The organism is Delftia sp. WY8, from assembly GCF_018437695.1.
In the GTDB taxonomy this organism is placed as follows: Bacteria; Pseudomonadota; Gammaproteobacteria; order Burkholderiales; family Burkholderiaceae_C; genus Comamonas; species Comamonas tsuruhatensis.
In genome coordinates this window covers 4215114-4235000 of sequence record NZ_CP049795.1, presented here as the reverse complement: position 1 = coordinate 4235000, position 19887 = coordinate 4215114, and the positions used below count along the sequence as shown (strand labels likewise).

The 19887-nt window shown below is 66.6% G+C and carries 22 protein-coding genes (1 of these 22 cut by a window edge); 3 read left to right on the top strand and 19 right to left on the bottom strand.

Annotated features, from left to right (window positions below; translation table 11 throughout):
• Positions 1 to 1503 carry the 3' portion of an ATP-binding cassette domain-containing protein gene (locus G4D77_RS19540; RefSeq protein ID WP_016449337.1) on the top strand. It extends 375 nt beyond the left edge of the window, so the window shows 1503 of its 1878 coding nt (coding positions 376-1878); its start codon lies off the left edge, out of view; it ends in the stop codon at positions 1501 to 1503.
• Between the two features lie 74 nt (positions 1504 to 1577).
• Here G4D77_RS19540 and G4D77_RS19535 read toward each other — a convergent pair whose 3' ends face one another.
• From G4D77_RS19535 to G4D77_RS19505, 7 genes are all read right to left on the bottom strand, one after another.
• Positions 1578 to 2711: a protein-glutamate methylesterase/protein-glutamine glutaminase gene (locus G4D77_RS19535; RefSeq protein WP_034366524.1), complete on the bottom strand. Its 1134-nt coding sequence runs from the start codon at positions 2709 to 2711 to the stop codon at positions 1578 to 1580.
• A 15-nt stretch (positions 2712 to 2726) separates the two neighbouring features.
• Positions 2727 to 3464 carry a chemoreceptor glutamine deamidase CheD gene (gene cheD / locus G4D77_RS19530; protein WP_016449335.1) on the bottom strand — a complete coding sequence of 246 codons (738 nt, stop codon included), beginning with the start codon at positions 3462 to 3464 and terminating at the stop codon, positions 2727 to 2729.
• Positions 3465 to 3497: 33 nt separating this feature from the next.
• Positions 3498 to 4388 (bottom strand): CheR family methyltransferase, encoded by an 891-nt coding sequence (locus G4D77_RS19525; RefSeq protein ID WP_016449334.1) that lies wholly within the window; start codon positions 4386 to 4388, stop codon positions 3498 to 3500.
• A gap of 26 nt (positions 4389 to 4414) precedes the next feature.
• Positions 4415 to 4900 carry a chemotaxis protein CheW gene (locus G4D77_RS19520; RefSeq protein ID WP_016449333.1) on the bottom strand — a complete coding sequence of 162 codons (486 nt, stop codon included), beginning with the start codon at positions 4898 to 4900 and terminating at the stop codon, positions 4415 to 4417.
• Positions 4901 to 5014: 114 nt separating this feature from the next.
• Positions 5015 to 7219 (bottom strand): chemotaxis protein CheW, encoded by a 2205-nt coding sequence (locus G4D77_RS19515; protein WP_047327038.1) that lies wholly within the window; start codon positions 7217 to 7219, stop codon positions 5015 to 5017.
• Between the two features lie 39 nt (positions 7220 to 7258).
• Positions 7259 to 7621, bottom strand: coding sequence for a response regulator (locus G4D77_RS19510; protein ID WP_016449331.1), 363 nt, complete (start codon positions 7619 to 7621; stop codon positions 7259 to 7261).
• A 52-nt stretch (positions 7622 to 7673) separates the two neighbouring features.
• Positions 7674 to 8120 (bottom strand): hypothetical protein, encoded by a 447-nt coding sequence (locus G4D77_RS19505; protein ID WP_016449330.1) that lies wholly within the window; start codon positions 8118 to 8120, stop codon positions 7674 to 7676.
• A gap of 119 nt (positions 8121 to 8239) precedes the next feature.
• Between G4D77_RS19505 and G4D77_RS19500 the strand changes: the two genes are divergently transcribed.
• Both G4D77_RS19500 and G4D77_RS19495 read left to right on the top strand, forming a co-directional pair.
• A complete protein-coding gene (locus G4D77_RS19500; protein WP_016449329.1) occupies positions 8240 to 9388 on the top strand; it encodes a hybrid sensor histidine kinase/response regulator in 1149 nt (382 codons plus the stop codon).
• Positions 9389 to 9427: 39 nt separating this feature from the next.
• Positions 9428 to 10057, top strand: coding sequence for a response regulator (locus G4D77_RS19495; RefSeq protein WP_016449328.1), 630 nt, complete (start codon positions 9428 to 9430; stop codon positions 10055 to 10057).
• Positions 10058 to 10105: 48 nt separating this feature from the next.
• On the opposite strand, the gene fliR is transcribed toward G4D77_RS19495, so the two are convergent.
• The 12 genes from fliR to fliG all read right to left on the bottom strand — a co-directional run bounded on the left by fliR (position 10106) and on the right by fliG (position 19881).
• A complete protein-coding gene (gene fliR / locus G4D77_RS19490; RefSeq protein ID WP_012202582.1) occupies positions 10106 to 10876 on the bottom strand; it encodes a flagellar biosynthetic protein FliR in 771 nt (256 codons plus the stop codon).
• A gap of 29 nt (positions 10877 to 10905) precedes the next feature.
• Positions 10906 to 11175 carry a flagellar biosynthesis protein FliQ gene (fliQ, locus tag G4D77_RS19485; RefSeq protein WP_012202581.1) on the bottom strand — a complete coding sequence of 90 codons (270 nt, stop codon included), beginning with the start codon at positions 11173 to 11175 and terminating at the stop codon, positions 10906 to 10908.
• A 24-nt stretch (positions 11176 to 11199) separates the two neighbouring features.
• Positions 11200 to 11985, bottom strand: a complete 786-nt coding sequence (gene fliP, locus G4D77_RS19480) for a flagellar type III secretion system pore protein FliP (protein ID WP_016449327.1) — start codon at positions 11983 to 11985, stop codon at positions 11200 to 11202.
• Positions 11978 to 12313: a FliO/MopB family protein gene (locus G4D77_RS19475; protein WP_012202579.1), complete on the bottom strand. Its 336-nt coding sequence runs from the start codon at positions 12311 to 12313 to the stop codon at positions 11978 to 11980. Before G4D77_RS19475 ends, fliP begins: the two co-directional genes overlap by 8 nt.
• A 10-nt stretch (positions 12314 to 12323) precedes the next feature.
• The gene (gene fliN, locus G4D77_RS19470) at positions 12324 to 12755 is read right to left on the bottom strand and encodes a flagellar motor switch protein FliN (RefSeq protein ID WP_016449326.1); all 432 of its coding nucleotides are present in this window, start codon (positions 12753 to 12755) and stop codon (positions 12324 to 12326) included.
• On the bottom strand, positions 12745 to 13749 hold the full coding sequence (fliM, locus tag G4D77_RS19465) for a flagellar motor switch protein FliM (RefSeq protein ID WP_016449325.1): 1005 nt from the start codon (positions 13747 to 13749) through the stop codon (positions 12745 to 12747). Before fliM ends, fliN begins: the two co-directional genes overlap by 11 nt.
• Positions 13750 to 13767: 18 nt before the next feature.
• A complete protein-coding gene (locus G4D77_RS19460; protein ID WP_016449324.1) occupies positions 13768 to 14340 on the bottom strand; it encodes a flagellar basal body-associated FliL family protein in 573 nt (190 codons plus the stop codon).
• Between the two features lie 254 nt (positions 14341 to 14594).
• Positions 14595 to 16070: a flagellar hook-length control protein FliK gene (locus G4D77_RS19455; RefSeq protein WP_016454328.1), complete on the bottom strand. Its 1476-nt coding sequence runs from the start codon at positions 16068 to 16070 to the stop codon at positions 14595 to 14597.
• 3 nt (positions 16071 to 16073) lie between these two features.
• Complete coding sequence (gene fliJ, locus G4D77_RS19450; protein WP_016449322.1) at positions 16074 to 16538, bottom strand: flagellar export protein FliJ; 465 nt, start codon at positions 16536 to 16538, stop codon at positions 16074 to 16076.
• Between the two features lie 56 nt (positions 16539 to 16594).
• Positions 16595 to 18013 (bottom strand): flagellar protein export ATPase FliI, encoded by a 1419-nt coding sequence (gene fliI / locus G4D77_RS19445; RefSeq protein ID WP_154833323.1) that lies wholly within the window; start codon positions 18011 to 18013, stop codon positions 16595 to 16597.
• A complete protein-coding gene (locus G4D77_RS19440) occupies positions 18003 to 18893 on the bottom strand; it encodes a FliH/SctL family protein (protein WP_154833321.1) in 891 nt (296 codons plus the stop codon). Before G4D77_RS19440 ends, fliI begins: the two co-directional genes overlap by 11 nt.
• Positions 18886 to 19881 (bottom strand): flagellar motor switch protein FliG, encoded by a 996-nt coding sequence (fliG, locus tag G4D77_RS19435; protein ID WP_012202571.1) that lies wholly within the window; start codon positions 19879 to 19881, stop codon positions 18886 to 18888. The genes G4D77_RS19440 and fliG overlap by 8 nt, the downstream gene beginning before the upstream one ends.
• Positions 19882 to 19887: the final 6 nt, after the last annotated feature.

Sequence of the window (19887 nt, the reverse complement as noted above, 5' to 3'; positions counted from 1 at the left end):
GAGCAGCGCGTGGAGGAGACTCTGCAGCGGCTGCACCTCGATCCCGAAGCCGTGGTGGGCACCCTGTCCGGCGGGATGAAGAAGCGCGTGGCACTGGCCCAGGCCCTGGTGGCGAGACCCGATGTACTGCTGCTGGATGAGCCGACCAACCACCTGGATCTTGACGCCATCGAGTGGCTGGAAGAGTTGCTGCTGAACTTCAAGGGCAGCGTGGTGACCATTACGCACGATCGATCCTTCCTGGACCGGGTTTCCACGCGCATCGTGGAGCTGGATCGTGGAACGCTGCGCTCGTATCCCGGCAATTTCGTCCAGTACCAGCAGACCAAGGAGGATCAGCTGGCCCAGGAGGCCGTGATCAATGCCAAGGCCGACAAGCTGCTGGCCCAGGAAGAGGTCTGGATCCGCAAGGGCGTGGAAGCCCGCCGCACGCGCAGCCAGAGCCGCATCGGCCGGCTTGAGCAGTTGCGGGCCAACCGCGCTGCCCGCCGCGAGGTGCTGGGTGGCGTGAAGATGGACATTGCGTCGGGTCGAGGCGACGGCTATCAGGGCAAGATCGTGGCCGAGTTGACGGATGTGGCCAAGTCCTTTGGCGACAAGAACATCGTCTCCCACTTCACCGCCACCATTTTGCGCGGAGACAAGGTGGGCCTGATCGGACCCAACGGCGCAGGCAAGACGACGCTGCTCAAGATGATTCTGGGCGAACTGGCACCTGACAGCGGCCAGGTGCGGCTGGGGGCGAATCTGCAGGTGGCGTACTTCGACCAGATGCGTCACCAGATCGACATGGATGCCACGCTGGAGGACTTCATCAGCCCCGGCAGCGAGTGGATCGAGATCGGCAGCCAGAAGAAGCACGTGAAGAGCTATCTGTCGGATTTCCTGTTCTCTCCGGCGCGCGCCCATTCCCCCGTTCGCTCGCTGTCTGGCGGGGAGCGCAACCGCCTGCTGCTGGCCCGGCTGTTTGCCCGGCCCGCGAATGTGCTGGTGCTGGACGAGCCGACCAACGATCTCGATATCGAGACGCTGGAAATGCTGGAAGACCTGCTGCAGAACTACGACGGCACCGTTTTTCTGGTCAGCCATGACCGCAGTTTCCTGGACAACGTGGTCACCAGCACCATCGCCTGGGAAGGCCCGGGCCAATGGCGCGAATATGAAGGCGGCGTGCAGGACTGGCTGGATCAGTCCCGCCGCAGCCGCGATCTGGCTGAGGCCGCGCAGCCCAAGCCATCCAAGGAAGAGGCCAAGCCCGTTGCGGCACGCAGCGACGGCAAGCCCAAGCGCAAGCTCAGCTACAAGGAGCAGCGTGAGCTCGATCAGTTGCCCGAAAGCATTGCAGCGCTGGAGGCAGAGCAGAAGTCCATTCGGGAAGCCTTGGCCGATGGTTCGCTGTATGCCAGCGACAATTCCCGCGCCGTTCAGTTGCATCAGCGCGATGGCGAGATCGATGAGCAGCTGATGGAGGCGCTGGAGCGCTGGAGCGCACTGTCGGAGTGAGCTTTCTTCGGACGAAAAAAAAAGAGCGCATGGCGCTCTTTTTTCATGGGTGCCGCCAGGACCGGCCGTTGCACTCAAATGCGGTGGTGAACCTGGTCCGAACCTATGCGCAGCTTGCCCAGCAAGGCGGAGGCGATCTGGTTGAGGGGCAGCACCTCGTCGGCCGCACCATGGGCGATGGCCTCGCGCGGCATGCCGAAGACGATGCAGCTGGCTTCGTCCTGCACGAAGTTGTAGCTGCCCGCATCGCGCATTTCACGCATGGCGACCGCGCCATCGGCACCCATGCCGGTGAGCATGATGCCGTAGGCGTTGCGGCCCGCACAGGCCGCCACCGACTTGAAAAGCACCTCGACCGAAGGCTTGTGGCGATTCACGGGCGGGCTGTCATCCACCACGGCGACATAGTTGGCACCGCTGCGCTGCACGGAGAAATGCTTGCCGCCCGGTGCGATGTAGGCGTGGCCGGGCAGCAGCCGCTCGCCCTGCTGTGCTTCCTTCACGGTCATCTGGCACAGGCTGTTGAGTCGGGCCGCGAAGCTGGTGGTGAAGCCCGGCGGCATGTGCTGGGTGATGACGATGGCCGGGCAGTCGGCCGGCAGATGGGTGAGCACTTCACGGATGGCCTCCGTGCCGCCGGTGGAGGCACCGATGGCAATCAGCTTTTCCGTGGACAGCCGCCCCAGCAGCGACGCCGGTGCAGCCTGGCGCGGCGCGCTCATGCCAGCCGAGGCGGAGACCGGCGCCACCGCGCTGCCGGTGGCGGGAGCCGCACTGCGCGGAGCGACCGGCAGGCGCCGGACCTGGGCCACGGCAGCAACGCGGATCTTGTCCACGATCTGCGCGGCCAGCTCCTGCAGGCCGTTGGACACGCCCACGCGCGGCTTGGCCACGAAGTCGATGGCGCCCAGCTCCAGCGCGCGCATGGTGACCTCGGCGCCGCGCTCGGTCAGCGTGGAGATCATGACCACCGGCATGGGGCGCAGCCGCATGAGCCGGCCCAGGAAGTCGATGCCATCCATGCGGGGCATTTCCACATCGAGCGTGATCACGTCGGGATTCATCTCGCGGATCATCTCGCGTGCGATCAGCGGATCGTTGGCCGAGCCGATGCATTCCATGTCGTGCTGGCGATTGATGATCTCGGACAGCAGACTGCGCACCAGCGCAGAGTCGTCCACCACGATCACCCTGATTTTCCTGTCCATTCCTTTGAACCTTCCTCAAAACAGGTCGACCGAGCCGCCTGCCGTATTGCGTGCCACGACGGCTGCATTGCCGCGCGTGAATTCCTGCTGTACCAGCTCCTCCGGATGGGCATGTGCCAGGCGCTTGACCATGGCCTTGCCGCTGGCGGGGAAGAACACCACCTTGCGCGGGTAGATGTCCAGCACATCCTCCGAGACGATGGGGATGCGTTCGGTCTGCAGGTACTGCGTGACGAAGGCGGTATTGCGTTCGCCCACGTTCATGGTGGTGAAGTTGTGCATCACCTGCCCGCCGCCGAAGATCTTGGCCTGCAAAGACTCGCGCCGTGCGCCGAGCTTGAGCATTTCGTTGATCAGCAATTCCATGGCGTACGAGCCGTAGCGGCCCGACGCATCAGCGGAGTCGCCGTCGGGCAGCATGAAATGGTTCATGCCGCCCACGCGCATGGTGCGGTCCCAGATGCAGGCCGAGATGCACGAGCCCAGCACGGTGACCAGGATCACGTCCTCGTTGGAGACGAAGTATTCGCCCGGCAGCACCTTGACGGCGTTGTGCTGGAAATGCGGGTCGTAGTAGAAGAACGACGCCTCGCCGGGGTAGCGCTGCTGGCGCTTGAGCTGCTCCAGCGAGGAGCGCGGCACCGGGTCGCCCGGCGCCGGGTAGTCCGCAGCGGTATAGCTGTTGATGCGCGGCGTGCGGCGGCGCTCCGAAGGCGGCGGGGGCGGAGCGAAGGCGGAGCGGTCTCCGATCATGGGAAGACCCCCTTGTGTGCGGCAGGACCTGCGTCAGCGGCGCTCATAGACCGTCTTCCCCTTGAGCGTGAACAGATCGCGCGAGTCGCTGAAGTTCTCGGCATGTCCGACGAACAGCAGGCCCCCGGGCTTCATGACGCGGTGGATGCGCTCCAGCACGCGGCGCTGCGTGGCCGCATCGAAGTAGATCATCACGTTGCGGCAGAAGACCACGTCGAAGGGATCGCGGAACGGCCAATCGTCACGGATCAGATTGACGTTGAGAAACTCCACCAGGCGGCGCAGCTCGGGCTTGACGCGCACCAGGCCCGCATTGCCGGCCTTGCCCCGCAGGAAGAAGCGGTGCAGGCGCTCGGCGCTCATGCCCTTGATGCTTTCGGCGCGATAGACACCGGCCGACGCCGTGTCCAGCACACGCGAGTCGATGTCGCTGGCCTGCAACTGGAAGCTGGGCGTGGCGCCCAGCACTTCCAGGGCCGTCATGACGATGGAGTAAGGCTCTTCCCCGGTCGAGGCCGCGTTGCACCAGACCTTCCAGGCCGTGCCGGCCGGCTTGCTGCGCAGATGCTGGGCAAAGATCTCGAAATGGTGCTGCTCGCGAAAGAACGCGGTGAGATTGGTGGTCAGCGCGTTCACGAACTCCTGCCACTCCACGCCATCGGACTGGGACTCCAGCCAGTCCAGGTAGGTAGCAAAGCTGTCGTAGCCCGTCTCGCGCAGGCGCCGCGACAGGCGGCTGTAGACCATGGCGTGCTTGCCATCGTGCAGGCTGATGCCGGCACGCTGGTAGATCAGCGCCTGCACGCGGGCGAAGTCCCGCGACGACCATTCGAATTCGCGCCCCTGGGCCAGGGGCCCGTTGGCTGCCCCGTCGTCAGCGACGGGGCGCGCGGCCAGTGCCGCATTGGAAGAACCGGATCGCATGAGGGCGCTCAGTGCAAGAACGGGTCTCAGTCGGCCGAAGCGACCAGGCCCATATCCACGTTGTTCATGAGCTTTTCGATGTCCAGCAGGATGAGCATGCGCTCGCCCACCGAACCCAGGCCCAGGATGCAGCCGCTGTCGATGGCGCTTTCGATGTCCGGCGCGGGGCGCACGGCTTCGGGAGCCAGCTCCATCACGTCGCTGACCGAGTCCACCACGATGCCCACCACGCGGTTGCGCAGGTTCAGGATGATGACGACGGTGAAGCTGTTGTATTCGACCTGGGAGCAGTTGAACTTCAGGCGCATGTCCACGATGGGCACGATGGTGCCGCGCAGATTCACCACGCCCTTGATGAACTCCGGCGCATTGGCGATGCGCGTGGGCGGCTCGTAGCCGCGGATTTCCTGCACCTTCAGAATGTCGATGCCGTATTCCTCCTGGTCCAGGCGGAAGGTCAGGTACTCGCGCGCGCCGGTGGCGACGCCTGCAGTCTTAGCGATCACGCTCATTGCTCAGCTCCTCAACTGTCGGGCCCGCGCCGTGGTGGCGAAAGCCATGGTTTTTGGCGGCGCGCAGGCTCTGCCTGCGGCTCCGTCGTTTGTCGTCAGGTATCCCTGTCCCATTCAGTGGCGCGCGCGGCGCACCAGCGCACCCGTGTCCAGAATCAGCGCCACCGTGCCATCGCCCAGGATGGTGGCGCCCGAAACGTTGGGCACCTTGCGATAGTTCGATTCCAGGTTCTTGACCACCACCTGGTGCTGGCCCAGCAGCTCGTCGACCAGCAGGGCCACGCGGCTGCCGTCGGACTCGACCACCACCATGATGTTGCTGGACTGGCTGGTGTCGCTGCGCGGCACACGGAAGGTCTTTTCCAGCGCGAACACGGGCATGTACTCGTCGCGCACCTTGACCAGTTGCGTGCCGTTGGCCACGGTGTTGACGTCCTCTTCCTTGACCAGGAAGGACTCGACCACCGAGGACAGCGGCAGGATGTAGACCTCGTCGCTGACGCCCACCGACATGCCGTCCATGATGGCCAGGGTCAGCGGCAGGCGAACGGCCACGCGCATGCCCTTGCCCTGGTTGGACTCGATCTCCACCGAGCCGCCCAGCGCCGCGATGTTGCGCTTGACCACGTCCATGCCCACGCCGCGCCCGGACACGTCGGTCACCACATCGGCCGTGGAGAAGCCCGGCGCGAAGATCAGCTGCCAGACATCCTGATCGGGCATGCTGTCCGAGACATCCATGCCGCGCTCGCGGGCCTTCTTGAGAATCTTCTCGCGGTTCATGCCGCGGCCGTCGTCGCGCACCTCGATGACGATGGAGCCGCCCTGATGGGAGGCTGCCAGCGTCAGCGTGCCATGCTCGGACTTGCCAGCGGCCAGGCGCTCCTCGGGCATTTCGATGCCGTGGTCCACGCTGTTGCGCACCAGATGGGTCAGCGGGTCGGTGATCTTCTCGACCAGGCCCTTGTCCAGTTCGGTGGCTTCGCCCAGCGTGATCAGGTCGATCTTCTTGCCCAGCTTGCCGGCCAGGTCGCGCAGCATGCGCGGGAAGCGGCTGAACACGGTGGACATGGGAATCATGCGGATGGACATCACCGATTCCTGCAGATCGCGCGTATTGCGGTCCAGATCGGCCAGGCCTGCCAGCAGTTGCTGGTAGGCCGATGCATCCAGCCCGTGGCTGTTTTGCGCCAGCATGGCCTGGGTGATGACCAGCTCGCCCACCAGGTTGATGAGCTGATCGACCTTGGCCACCGACACACGGATGCTGGTCGACTCCATCTGCGCCTGCTGCGCCTGGGCAGCCGTCTTGGCAGCAGGCTTGGCCGCGGCACCGGCCGGCTGGATGGCCAGCGCGCCGTCGGCCTGGGGCATGCCGGGTGCACCGTTGAAGAAGCCGTAGGCCTCTTCGGCGGGCGGAATGGCGACCGAGGCCAGGGCGGCGTCGGGATCGTGCGCGGCATGCTCTTCGGCGACGGGGGCTTCGGCCACCTGCACCGCTTCGGTTGCAGGAGCGGCCCCGGCCGCCTCATCGGCTGCCGTGATGCGAACCTGCTCCTTGGCCACGTGGAAGGCGAACAGATCGAGCAGGTCGTCGTCGGTGGACGAGGTCTGCACGGCAAAGAGGCGGCTTTGCGGCTGATCGCAGGCCAGGTCCTCGATGCGGCCCAGGCCGGGAATGTCGCGGAACAGTTCCTTGATGGCCTCGGCCATCTCCAGACGCTCCAGCGGACCGATCAGGATGTGCAGCGAACGGCCGCCACTGGCGGGTGCCGTTCCGACGGCGCCGCCCGATACGGGCGCGGCAGGCGCGGGCGCCTCGACCGGCGCTGCCACGGGAGCAGGCGCCGGTGCCGGTGCAGCGGCCGGGGCGGCTGTTGCAGGCACGGCACTGCGGCCTTCTGCCAGCATCTCGATGCGCGCCACCAGATCCGTGGTGGACAGGGCCTCGCCCTCGTTGCCGGCCTGGTGGCGTGCCAGCAGGCTGCGGCTGGCATCGGCCGACTCCAGCAGCACGTCGACCATTTCCGGAATCGGTGTGATCTCGTGCCGGCGCAGCCGGTCGAGCAGCGACTCCATGCGGTGCGTCAGCTCGGTCACATCGGCAAAGCCGAAGGTGGCCGCGCCGCCCTTGATCGAGTGCGCGCAACGGAAAATGCCGTTGAGCTCCTCGTCGTTGGCCGCCGACAGATCCAGATTCAGCAGCATCTGCTCCATCTGGTCGAGGTTCTCGGCCGCTTCTTCGAAGAAGATTTGATAGAACTGGCTCAGGTCGAAGTCTGCGCCCGCTCCTGCCCCATCCTGGTGTAGATCCGCCATCTTTGGTCCTGCTGTTTCCTGTTGCCCGTACTTATCGGCTCAACGCATTACTTTCTGAATGACTTCGATCAAACGGTTCGGATCGAAGGGCTTGACCAGCCAGCCCGTGGCGCCCGCAGCGCGTCCGGCCTGCTTCATCTGGTCGCTGGATTCGGTGGTGAGAATGAGAATGGGCGTGTTCTGGAACTTCGGGTTTTCGCGCAGCTTGCGCGTCAGGCCGATGCCATCGAGGCGCGGCATGTTCTGGTCGGCCAGCACCAGATCGACTTGTTCGAGCTGGGCCTTTTCGAGCGCATCCACGCCGTCCACGGCCTCCACGACGCGAAATCCCGCTCCTGCGAGGGTGAACGCCACCATCTTTCGCATCGAGGGGGAATCATCAACAGCCAGAATCGATCGCATGTATAGCTCCAACAGACGGGCAATAAAAGGTGGATGGGTGCATGGTCAGCGGTCAGAACAGTTCGACCGAGCCAGCATCCATCTCGCTTTGCGTGACGGGATTGGGCCGGTCGGGTATCGCCGGCAGGCCCAGGGAATCGTCCTCTCCCTCGTCCACACCCATGGTGGCTGCGGCCAACTGGAACGCGCAGCCTTGCAAAATCTTCGTAATATGGGCGATCAGTTGGGAGGACATGTCGTGAAACTGCAACTCGGTCACCGCCAGCCTCAACGTGGACCGGGCGGCATCGAGCTGGGGCAAGGCGGCTAGCGCCTCGCCGGCCAGCTGGCCGTGGGTCTCGTCGAAACGGTCCAGCAGGTTCTGCGTTGCGTGATTGAGAAGGCCTTCCAGGCGCTGCAGATCGCGCATCGCCACCAGCAAGGCATCCTGCAGGTCTGCGGCCACCATGACGGGCATGGGGACGGCAGGCTCGCCCGAAGGCTTGTGCATTGACTGCATTGTTACTCCACCACCAGCGTTTCAGCCCAACGTGCGCCGTGCCTTGCAGCACGGCCAACCCTTGTCAATCGTTCACGGGAATGCCGCGCATCCCTTGGTGTACACGACCATTTGCATTTATGTTCCAAAATGTATCTCATGATAGCGCCCCCGGGGATGCCAGACCACCGCACAAGCCCTTGCGCATACTGCACATCGAGGATTCCGCCGCCGACCAGGCGCTGGCGCGGCTGAGCCTGCTGCGCGGCGGGCTGGTCTGCGAGATTGTCGTGGTCGACACGCTCGATGATGCCGCAGCTGCGCTGCACAACCAGGCATTCGACCTCATCCTGGCCGACTACCACCTGCCCGGCTTCACGGCGCTGGATGCCTGGGAGCTGGTTCGCCGCCAGCCCGGGCATCCGCCCTTCGTGCTGCTGTCCGGCGCCATCGGCGAGTCGGCCGCCGTGGATGTGATGCGCGAGGGCATCAGCGACTATCTGCTCAAGGACCACATCACGCGCCTGCCCCATGTGGTCTCGCATGCGCTGGAAGTGCACGAGGCCCGCCTGGCACGCCGGCGCGCGGCGGCCGAGCTGGCGGCGTCCGAGCGGCGCCTGGCCGACCTGACCGAGCACCTGCAGACCTCCACCGAGCGCGAGCGCGCCAGCATCGCCCGCGAGATCCACGATGACATCGGCGGCTCGCTGACCTCGGTGAAGTTCGACGTGGCCTGGATCGCGCGCAATGCGCCCGAGGGCGGGCTGCGCGAGCATGCGCTGGCTGCGCTGGAGATGCTGGAGCACGCGCTGGGCGCCAGCCAGCGCATCATGATGAACCTGCGCCCGCCCGTGCTGGACCAGGGACTGGTGGCCGCCGTCCAGTGGCTGGCCGAGAATTTCGAGCGCCGCACGGGCGTGCCCACCCGTGTGCGCAGCAGCCGCGAAAGCATGGACATCGCGCCCGACATCCAGGTCGTGGCCTACCGCACGGCCCAGGAGGCGCTGACCAACGTCGGCAAATATGCCCAGGCGCGCCATGTGGACATCGATCTCTCCGACCGCGAAGGTTTTCTCACGCTGGAGGTGACGGACGACGGCGTGGGCCTGGCCGACGGCGCCCGCGACAAGCCCGAATCCTTCGGCCTGCGCGGTCTGGGCGAGCGCGCGCGCACCGTTCGGGGCTGGCTGGATGTCAGCAGTCAAGCCGGACGCGGAACCTCGGTCATCGTCTCCATTCCGCTGGACGATGGCGGCGCTTGCCCTAATATCCCGGGCAATGAATGCTGAACGCCATGGCGGCGTGACCCTTTTTCCAGGAGGCCGACTTTGATCCACGTGGTGCTGTGCGACGACCATGCGGTGCTGCGCCGGGGCATCCGCGACACCCTGGCCGAGGCAGTGGACATCAGCGTCACCGCAGAAGCAGGCAGCTATGCCGAGCTGCGTGAGCAGCTGCGCACCGCCGCCTGCGACGTGCTGCTGCTGGACATCAACATGCCCGGCCGCAGCGGCCTGGAGGCCCTGGCCAGCGTGCGCGAGACCCATCCGCTGATCAAGGTGCTCATGGTCTCCATGTACCCCGAGGACCAGTACGCGCTGCGCTGCCTCAAGGCGGGCGCCCAGGGATATGCCAACAAGGCGGGCGATCCGATGCTGCTGATCGAGGCCGTGCGCACGGTGGCCACGGGCCGCAAGTACCTGACGTCCGAAGTGGCCCAGATGCTGGCCGACAGCCTGGCCCAGCCCGCACCCCAGGTGCCGCATGAAAGCCTGTCCGAGCGCGAGCTGCAGACGCTGATCAAGATCGCGGCCGGGCAGCGGCTGACCGACATTGCCACCGAGCTGATGCTCAGCCCCAAGACCGTCAGCGTCTACCGGGCGCGCGTGCTGGAAAAACTGCAGATGAGCAGCAACGCCGAACTCACGGCCTACGCCATCCACAACCAGCTGATCTGAGGCTTTTGCGGCCGGCAGAGCGGAAAATCTGTTGTTTTTCACAACTGCTTACATTGAGGTGCCAAACACCGCGATGCCGCGCTGCAGCAAGGCGACCAGGGGCTGCTCGAGCAGCGGCAGCGTGGCCATCAATCCCGTCAGGCCCACGGTGAGCGTGACCGGGAAGCCCACGGCATAGATGTTCATCTGCGGTGCCACGCGCGAAATGATGCCCAGCACCAGGTTCACGAACAGCAGCATGGCGACCATGGGCAGGGCGATCCAGAAGGCGCTGGCAAAGACCGCCGCCCCCATCTCGTGCAGCCGCATCTGGTTGATGGCCTGCAGGAAGCTGCCGTCCACAGGAAACGCCTCGTAACTCTTGAGCACGGCCATCAGCACCAGCAGGTGTCCGTTGATGACGATGAACAGCAGCGTGGAAATCTGGACCATGAAGCGCGCCACGGCGCTGAGCTGGGCATTGGTCGTGGGATCGAAGAAGCTGGCGAAGTTCAGGCCCATCTGCAGGCCGACCACCTCGCCCGCCACCTCCACGGCGGCAAACACCAGGCGCACGGCAAAGCCCACGGCCAGTCCCACGCCGACCTGCTGTATCAGCGTCCCCAGCGCCTGCGGCGAGTTGATGCCGATCACGGGCTGATCGCCCAGCACGGGCTGCGCGCACACCGCGACCAGGAAGGCCAGGCCGATCTTCAGCCGCATGGGAATGACGCGCTGCGAGAACACGGGAGCCACGGAAAACATGGCCAGCACGCGCAGAAACGGCCAAAGAACTGGCGACAGCCAGGCCACCAGTTGGGCTTCGCTGAAGGTGATCACGGCGGCGTTTCCTGCGCGCGGCGAAGGGCTCAGCCCACCGCCTGCGGAATGGTCTCTATGGTGCGGCGGATGAAATCCACCAGCGTGCTCAGCATCCACGGACCGGCAATGGCAAACACCAGCACGGCGGAGATGAGCTTGGGCACGAAGGCCAGCGTGGCCTCATGCACCTGGGTCACCGCCTGGAAGACACTGACGGCCAGGCCCACGGCCAGCACCACGCCCAGCACGGGCATGGAGATCATGAGCAGCAAGGTCAGTGCCTCGCGGCCGAAGGTGAGCACGTATTGGGAGGTCATGGAAGGATTTCCAATAAAACGGGACTAGACGGCGAAGCTGGCCGCCAGCGATCCGATGAGCAGGTTCCAGCCATCGGCCAGCACGAAGAGCATGAGCTTGAACGGCAGGGCCACCAGCACGGGCGACAGCATCATCATGCCCAGCGACATCAGGATCGAGGACACGACCATGTCGATGACCAGGAAGGGGATGAAGATCATGAAGCCGATCTGGAACGCCGTCTTCAGCTCGCTGGTCACGAAGGCCGGCACCAGCACGCGCAGCGGCGCGGTCTCTGCGGTGACGCCGGCTTCGAGCTTGGCCAGGCGCGCGAACAGCGCAAAGTCCGACTGGCGCGTCTGCTTGAGCATGAAGTCGCGCATGGGCGCCTCGGCCTTTTCAATGGCCTGCTCGAAGGTCGCGGCATTCGTGGTGTAGGGCACATAGGCCTCCTGGTACACGCGGTCCAGGGTGGGTCCCATGACGAACAGCGTCAGGAACAGCGACAGGCCGATGATCACCTGGTTGGGCGGCGCCGACTGCGTGCCCAGCGCCTGGCGCATCAGCGACAGCACGATGACGATGCGGGTGAAGCCCGTCATCATCAAAAGGATGGCCGGCAGGAACGACAGCGCCGTGAAGAACAGCAGGGTCTGGATGGGCACCGAAAAACTGGTGCCACCGCTGCCCTGGCCGATGACCAGCGGCAGGCTGGCGGGCGCGCCCTGCGCCCAGGAGGCCAGGGGCGTGGCGCAGCACAGCGCCAGCGCTGCGGCGCCGGCGGCCTGGCTCAGCGTGCGCGCCGGGCGCTTGCAGGAATATTCAGACATTCGCACCGTCCGCAGGCAGGCTGCGCGCTTGCGCCATCGCAGCCGAAAAATCAGCAGGGGCCGGGGCCTGCAGCACATGCAGGCACTGGATGCTTTGCGCCGTGACGCCCAGCACCAGCCGCACGGTCTGCGCGCCCTCGCCCACTTCCACCGTCACCACCCGCTGCTGCGGGCCCACGCCCACGGCGCCCAGCACCCGCGACTGCAGGCCGGCTGCGCCACGCAGCGCAGCCGTGCGCTGCTGAAAGCGGCGCAGCAGCCAGGGCAGAGCAGCCATGGCCGTGACCAGGGCCACGACCGTGAGCAGGGTCGGCCACAGCGGGCCCATGCCGGCGCTCTCAGCCACGGCTGACCCGGCGCAGGCGCTCGGACGGCGTGACCACGTCGGTCAGGCGGATACCGAACTTGTCGTTGACCACCACCACCTCGCCCTGGGCGATCAGGTAGCCGTTGACCAGCACGTCCATGGGCTCGCCGGCCAGTGCGTCGAGTTCGACCACCGAGCCCTGGGCCAGCTGCAGGATGTACTTGATCGGCACCTTGGTGCGGCCCAGTTCCACCGACAGCTGCACCGGGATGTCCAGCACCATGTTGATGTCGTTGACCGGCACGTCGCCGCCACCGGCGTAGGGGCGCACGGGCTCGCCCGTCAGCGGGCCGCCCTGTTCCGCCTCCAGCTTGGCGTCGCGCTCGCGCTGCTCGTCCAATGCCTCTGCCCATCCCGAGAACGGATCGTCGCCAGCGGGCTTTTGCGTGTCTTCAGTTGCCATTGTTTTCTCCCATCCAGCCAGCATCGGCACCGCGCAGGCAGTGCTCGACACGGATTGCATACTTGTCGTTGTGAGTGCCGTACTGGCACTCGAAAATCGGAACGCCGCCGATGGAGGCGCGGATCAGCGGCTCGCGGTCGAGTTCGATGAAATCGCCGGGGCGCATGGCCAGCAGCTGCTCCACCGTGGCGTCGGCGCGCGCCAGTTCGGCCACCAGGGTCACCTCGGCGGCCTGGATTTCGCGCTTGAGCACCTTGACCCAGCGGCGGTCCACTTCAATGGAGTCGCCCTGCGTGGAGGAGTACAGGACATCACGGATGGGCTCCAGCGTCGCATAGGGCATGCAGATGTGGATGGAGCCCGAGATGTCACCGATCTCCAGCTGGAAGGCCGTGGACACGACGATTTCGCTGGGGGTGGCAATGTTGGCGAACTGCGGCTGCATCTCCGAGCGCTGGTAGCCCAGCTCCAGCGGATAGATGCCGTGCCAGGCCTTCTTGTATTCCTCGCAGATCACGTTGACCAGGCGGTTGATCACGCGCTGCTCGGTGTGCGAGAAATCCCGCCCTTCGATGCGCGTCTGCAGCCGGCCCGTGCCGCCGTACAGCGTGTCGATGACGCCGAACACCAGCGAGGGATCGCAGACCACCAGGCCGCTGCCGCGCAGCGGGCGGATGGCGACGATGTTGAAGTTGGTGGGCACCACCAGCTCGCGCAGGAAGGCGCTGTAGCGCTGCACCGACACCGTGCCCACCGACACCTCGGGGCTGCGGCGGATGAAGTTGAACAGGCCGATGCGGAAGTTGCGGGCAAAGCGCTCGTTGACGATCTCCATCGTCGGCATGCGCCCGCGCACGATGCGCTCCTGGCTGGAGATGTCGTACTGGCGGATGATGCCCGCCTCGACCTCCTCGGTCGTGGATTTCTGGCTCTCGCCGGTCACGCCCTCCAAAAGGGCATCGACTTCTTCCTGGGAGAGAAACGAATCGCTCATGGCGCCTTGCCTCCCCGGTTACTGGATGATGAAGCTGGAGAACAGCACGCGGCGCACGGGGTTCTTGCCAGGGGAGCGGCGGCGCTCGCCATCTTCGTCCTCTGCATCCTCGTCGCGGCTGCGCTTCTTGGCCTTGGCCTGGTTGCCGTAGCCCAGCGGTGCGGACACTTCGTTGAGCACGTCGGCAGCCAGGCGTTCCTTGCCGTCGCGCTCCAGCAACTCCTCGGCCGTGCGCTGGGACACCAGCATCAGGATGCCGTTGCGGATGCTGGGCAGGTACTGCTTGACCGTAGTGGCCGTCTTCTCGTCGGCCAGCTCCAGCGTGATGCCGATCTGCACGAAGCGGTCGCCGCCCGGGTCGGACAGATTGACCACCAGGCTGTCCAGCGGCAGGAAGGTGGGAACCGTGACGGCCGCCTTGCTGGAGCCGCCCTCCTCCTCATCGGCATTGCTGTGCCGCTTGGACAGCAGGATGAAGGCAGCGGCCGCGCCTATGGCCAGGACGGCGATGATGACGATCAGCACGATCAGCTTCTTGCCCTTGGCCGGGGCGGGAGCTGCATTGTTGGCGGCATTGGGTGTGGCAGACACTGGAATTCCTCTGGGTGAGCGGGACCGCCACGCGCTCGCGCATCATGCGCGGCGCCATGACGCAGCAGGCCCATGGCAGGAATTATTCGGCGATTGGACCTCGGGCCATGGCCTGAATAAGCGCATGAAACCCCGGTTTCTCGCTGGCTTGATGGCCCCCAAACGCCACAGGCCGGGCAGCTTGTCGCCACCCGGCCTGTTCTGAAAACCCGGAAAACGGCGCATGCGCCGCCCCGCAAGAAGCGCAGGAAGAATCAGACGAACAGATCCACCCCGCCTGCCGCCGCGCGGCCACCAGCCTGTGCGGCACCATTGCCGCCCGTGACGCCGGCGGCATCGACCATGGCGCTCACGCGGCCCTGGCGCGCCTGGGCATCCGCGCCCTGGCGGCCCCCCGCCTCGCCATTGCCGGACTGGCCACCCGCGTCCACGCTGACGCCGGCCAGTTGCAGGCCCTGGGCCTGCAGCAGCTCGCGCAGCTGGTCGGCACCGTTGCCCAGCCATTCGCGCGCCTGGGATTCGCTGGCGCCAAAGCGCACATGGGCCTCGTTGCCCTGCAGGCTGACCTGCACCTGGATGGCCTTGCCCTCATGCTCGACAGACAGCGAGGCGTTCTGGCTCTTGTTGTGCACCCAGAAGGCCACCTGCTCGGACACCTGCTGCTCGCGCTCGGTGGAGTTGCCCGGCTGTGCCTGGGCATCGGGCTGGGCCAAGGCTGCGCCATTGTGTCCGGCGGCCTGCTGTCCCAGGGACTGGCCGGCGTGGGCCGCGCCCACGGCGGCTGCAACCCCATGCAATCCGTTGGCGGCAGACTCTGCGGAGCCGGTGCCACCTTCGCGGGCCCGCTCGAACAGGCCGCGCCATTCCGCGGGCCGCACCGCCGCCATGCCGTTGAGCGCAATGCCCGACGCCAGGGCCGCGTCCTGCCGCACGCCGGGCGCCAGCGCCTGGGGTGTGTGCTCATGCGTGGCCTGGGCTGCAGATGCCGTGCGCGCTGCGGCGGCCGTCAGCGCCGTATCGGACTGCACGGCGGCCAGCACATCGGCCGCCTGTGTCTGTGCCTGGGCGCCCTGGCGCGCAGCGGTATCGGCGGGCGTGCCGGCTGCAGCGGCATCCACTGCGCCAGCCAGCGCCGCCGTGTTGGCGTTCGCGGCCAGCGCCGCGCCTGCGGCATCGCCCGCTGCAGGTTGCGGCGCCATGAAGGCGGCATGCGCCACCACGCCCTGCTCCTGGCGCAAGGCCAGCATGGCGGCACTGCCCCGGCCAGACAACCAGTCGCCCGCCACGCCCTGCAGCATGTCGCGGTCGCCCTTGCCATCGAGGTGGGCGGTCTGCCCGACCAGGCTGAGCCAGGGCGCCTGGCCGTTGGCGGCCAGCAGCATGGCATCGGCCTGCGCGGAAGTGGCCATATCGGCCGTCTCCGCCTGGGGCTGCAGCGGCAATTGCGTCTGCAGCAGCCCCTGCGCCAGGCCGGACAGGTCAGCCGGATCCTTCAGGCTGCCCTGAATTGCTCCCTTGAGGTTGGCCAGTGCGCCGGCCCCCTCATCGCCGAGGACCTGGCCCAGGTCCGGCAGTCCGCCAATGCCATCCATGGCGGCCAGCAGCGAGGAAAAGCCTGCGGCCTGCTCATTGGACGGCGGCTGCGCCGCGCGCGCGGAACGCACGCCCTCCATGGTGCGCTGCATGGCGCTGCGCGCGTCGGCGCGCTGTTCGATCTGGTTGGTGGACATGCGTCAAGCCTCCTGGAATGTCAGCCCGAAGCTGCGGCGGAAAAACTGGATGGCCGCACGTTCGTCGGTTTCCTTTTGCTCGCGGCGCATCTGGCCCAGCGCCAGGTCGCGGCGGCGCACCTCGACCACCTTGCGCAGGCTGCTGACCCGCAGCTCGCAGGCCATCAAGGCCTTTTGCGCGGCCTCCAGGCGGATGGCCAGGTCGGCCAGCACCCGTGTCTGCAGGCCGATGGCGTGCTGCAGGCGGTCCATGAACTGGTATTGGTGGAACATGACTTCGGGCTGCACGGACTGGTTCTGCTGCACGCCCCAGCGTGCCTGCATTTCCTGCACGTAGTGCTGCAGCTGGTCCATCTGCGCCTGCGCCGCCTGCTGCGAGCGCTGACGCTCCTGCACCGCCTGGCGCGCCTCGTCACGCTTGCGCGACGCGGCATCGATGGCCACCATCAAGGCATTCAAGGACGACATACCGGGTTTTCCTCCCTGTGTTCGCTGTTGCGTTATCTCAGTGCCGCGTCACCGCATCACTGACCACCGAGCGCGGCGGCCATGCCCGAGATGCTCTCGTCCATGGAAGCCGACTCGAACATGCTTTGCTGCAGAAAGGCCGCCATGGCCGGCTGCAGCCGTATCGCCTCGTCCATCTGCGGGTCCGAGCCCGCCATGTAGGCGCCGACCTGGACCAGGTCCCGGCCCTTCTGGTAGCGCGAATAGACAGCGCGAAAGCGCCGCGCCAGCTCGAAGTGCTCGTGCGAGACCACGTTGTGCATCACGCGCGAGGCCGATTGCTCGATGTCGATGGCCGGGTAGTGGCCCGACTCGGCCAGCGCCCGCGACAGCACGACGTGGCCGTCCAGAATGGCGCGTGCCGCATCGGCGATCGGGTCCTGCTGGTCGTCGCCTTCGGACAGCACGGTGTAGAAGGCCGTGATCGATCCCACGCCGTTGAGGCCGTTGCCGCTGCGCTCGACCAGTGCCGGCAGCTTGGCAAAGCACGACGGCGGATAGCCCTTGGTGGCCGGTGGCTCGCCAATGGCCAGCGCGATCTCGCGCTGGGCCATGGCATAGCGCGTCAGCGAATCCATGAGCAGCAGCACATGCTGGCCCTTGTCGCGGAAATGCTCGGCAATGGCCGTGGCGTAGGCGGCACCCTGCATGCGCAGCAGCGGCGGCGCATCGGCCGGCGCGGCCACCACCACGGCGCGGCTGCGGTCCTGTGCGCCGAGGATGTCCTCGACGAACTCCTTGACCTCCCGGCCGCGTTCACCGATCAGGCCGACGACGATCACGTCCGCCTGGGTGTAGCGCGCCATCATGCCCAGCAGCACGGACTTGCCCACGCCCGAGCCTGCGAACAGGCCCAGCCGCTGGCCCCGGCCCACGGTGAGCAGGGCGTTGAGCGAGCGCACGCCGGTGTCCAGCGTCTCGCGCACCGGGTCGCGGTCCATGGCGTTGATGGGGTTGCGGTCCAGCAGATCGGCCGTGACGTCGGCCAGCGGCCCGCCATGGTCCAGCGGCTGCCCCTGCGAATCCACGACACGGCCCAGCAGGCCGCTGCCGATGGGCAGGCGCAGCACGCCGGCCGCCATGGACACGGGCTCTTCGGGACCGTCGCCAAAGCGCAGCGGGGCGACAAAGGGTTCGGCCGGCGTCACGATGGCGCCGCTGGACAGCCCCTGGATGTCGCCCGCAGGCATCAGGAACGCACGCTCGCCGGCAAAGCCGACGACTTCGGCCAGCACCGGGTCCTGGCCTGCCTGGCGTATCCAGCATTGCGAGCCCACCGGCACCTGCAGGCCCGTGGCCTCCAGCACCAGGCCGGTCAGGCGCGTGAGCGTGCCGTGGGTTTCCAGCGGAATGTCGCTGTGCAGGCGGGCGCGGGCATTGGACAGCAGCTGCTGCCAGGGCTTGCCTGCATCGGCCAGGGAGGCATCAACCGGCATCGCGTTCTCCGTCATACCAGGTGGAGACCAGGCCCAGCGCGGCCACGGCGCGGCGCCAGCGCTTGTCCATGCCGGCATCGACCTGGGCGCCGCCCGATTCCACGCGCACATCGCCCTGGGCCACGCCAGCGTCGCTGATCCACTGCACCTTGGACTGGGCGCCATGCTCGGCGCGCAGCGCCTCGTCCAGCACGGCGAAGTCGGCAGGGTTCAGGCGCACGGTGGCGGCGCGGCCGTCGGAGGCCAGCATGTCCAGCGCCTCGCGCACCACGGGCAGCAGGGCCTGGGGCTGGCTGCGCAGCTCCTGGCGGACCACCTGGCGCGCGATGTCGCAGGCCAGGTTCAGCAATTCCTGCGCCGCATCCGCCTGCAGCTGCTTGAAGCCGGCGTCCAGGCCGGACAGCAGCGCGTCCACGCGCTGCGCCGTCTCTCGGCCCGTGCCGGAGACATAGTCATCCATGTGCTGCTGCCACTGCTGCCGGGCTTCCTGGCGGCCTTGCTCCAGGCCCTCGGCATGGCCTTCGGCGCGTGCCTGCTCCAGCAATTCATGCAGCCGCTCCTCGTCCACGGCGGGGGTGGATGCCGCCGTGCCTGGCGTGTCGGCGTCGACATCCAGCACCATGGAATCGGCGTCCAGCCGGGGCGCATCGGAGCGCCCGGGCAGCGACAGGCTGTGGAAGCCGGACGAGGAGGCGGGTGTGCGCGCCATGCCGGCGCCACCGGGTGCAGCGTGTGCATCGGGGGCGCCCTGAATGTTCGGCAGGCCGGGCAGGCTTTGCAGGCCGCCCATGTGGTCCACGGCACCAAAGCGCCACTGCACCACCTGGCGCTCGTCAATCTCCTCGGAGGGAATGAAGCGCGAGTTCATCCCACTAGACATAGCTGTCCTCCGCGCCGCTGCCGATGGTGATCTGGCCTTCTTCGGCCAGACGGCGCACCACCTTCAGGATTTCCTTTTGCTGCGCTTCCACTTCGGACAGGCGCATCGGGCCGCGGCCTTCCAGGTCCTCGCGCAGCGACTCGGCCGCACGCATGGACATATTGGCCAGGATCTTGTCGCGCACTTCCATCGAACCGCCCTTGAGCGCGATGATCAGCGTCTCGGACACCACTTCGCGCAGCACCAGCTGCACCGAGCGGTCGTCCAGTTTGACCAGGTCGTCGAACACGAACATCTTGTCCATGATCTTCTGGGCCAGGTCCGGGTCGTAGTTGCGGATGGTGTCCAGCACGGCCACGTCGGCATTGCCGCCGAGGTTGTTGATCATCTCGGCCGCCGTCTTGACGCCGCCCAGCGAGGTCTTGCGGATCTTGTCGCCACCGGCCAGCACCTGGAACAGCACCTCGTTGAGGTCCTTGAGCGCGGTCGGCTGAATGCCTTCCAGCGTGGCCACGCGCAGCATGACTTCGCTGCGAAAGCGTTCGGGCAGCTGCATCAGCACGGCAGCAGCCTGCTCGTGCTCCAGGTGAACCAGGATGGCGGCCACGATCTGCGGATGCTCGCCGCGCAGCAGTTCGGCCACCGACAGCGGGTCCATCCACTTCAGGCTTTCGATGCCGGAGACATCGCCGCCCTGCAGGATGCGGTCGATCAGCAGCGCGGCCTTGTCGTCGCCCAGGGCGCGCTTGAGCACCGAGCGCACATAGCCGCTGGCGTCGTCCACCAGCAGGCTTTGCGCGGCCGCGTCATCGGCAAAGCGGTTGATGACGAAGTCCACCTTCTCGCGCGAGACGCCGCGCATGTGCGCAATGGTCTCGCCGAGCTTTTGCACTTCCTTGGGTGTGAGGTGCTTGAACACCTCGGCCGCTTCCTCCTCGCCCAGGGAGACCAGCAAGATGGCGGCGTCGTTCAGGCCTCGTTCGTCCATATCTCA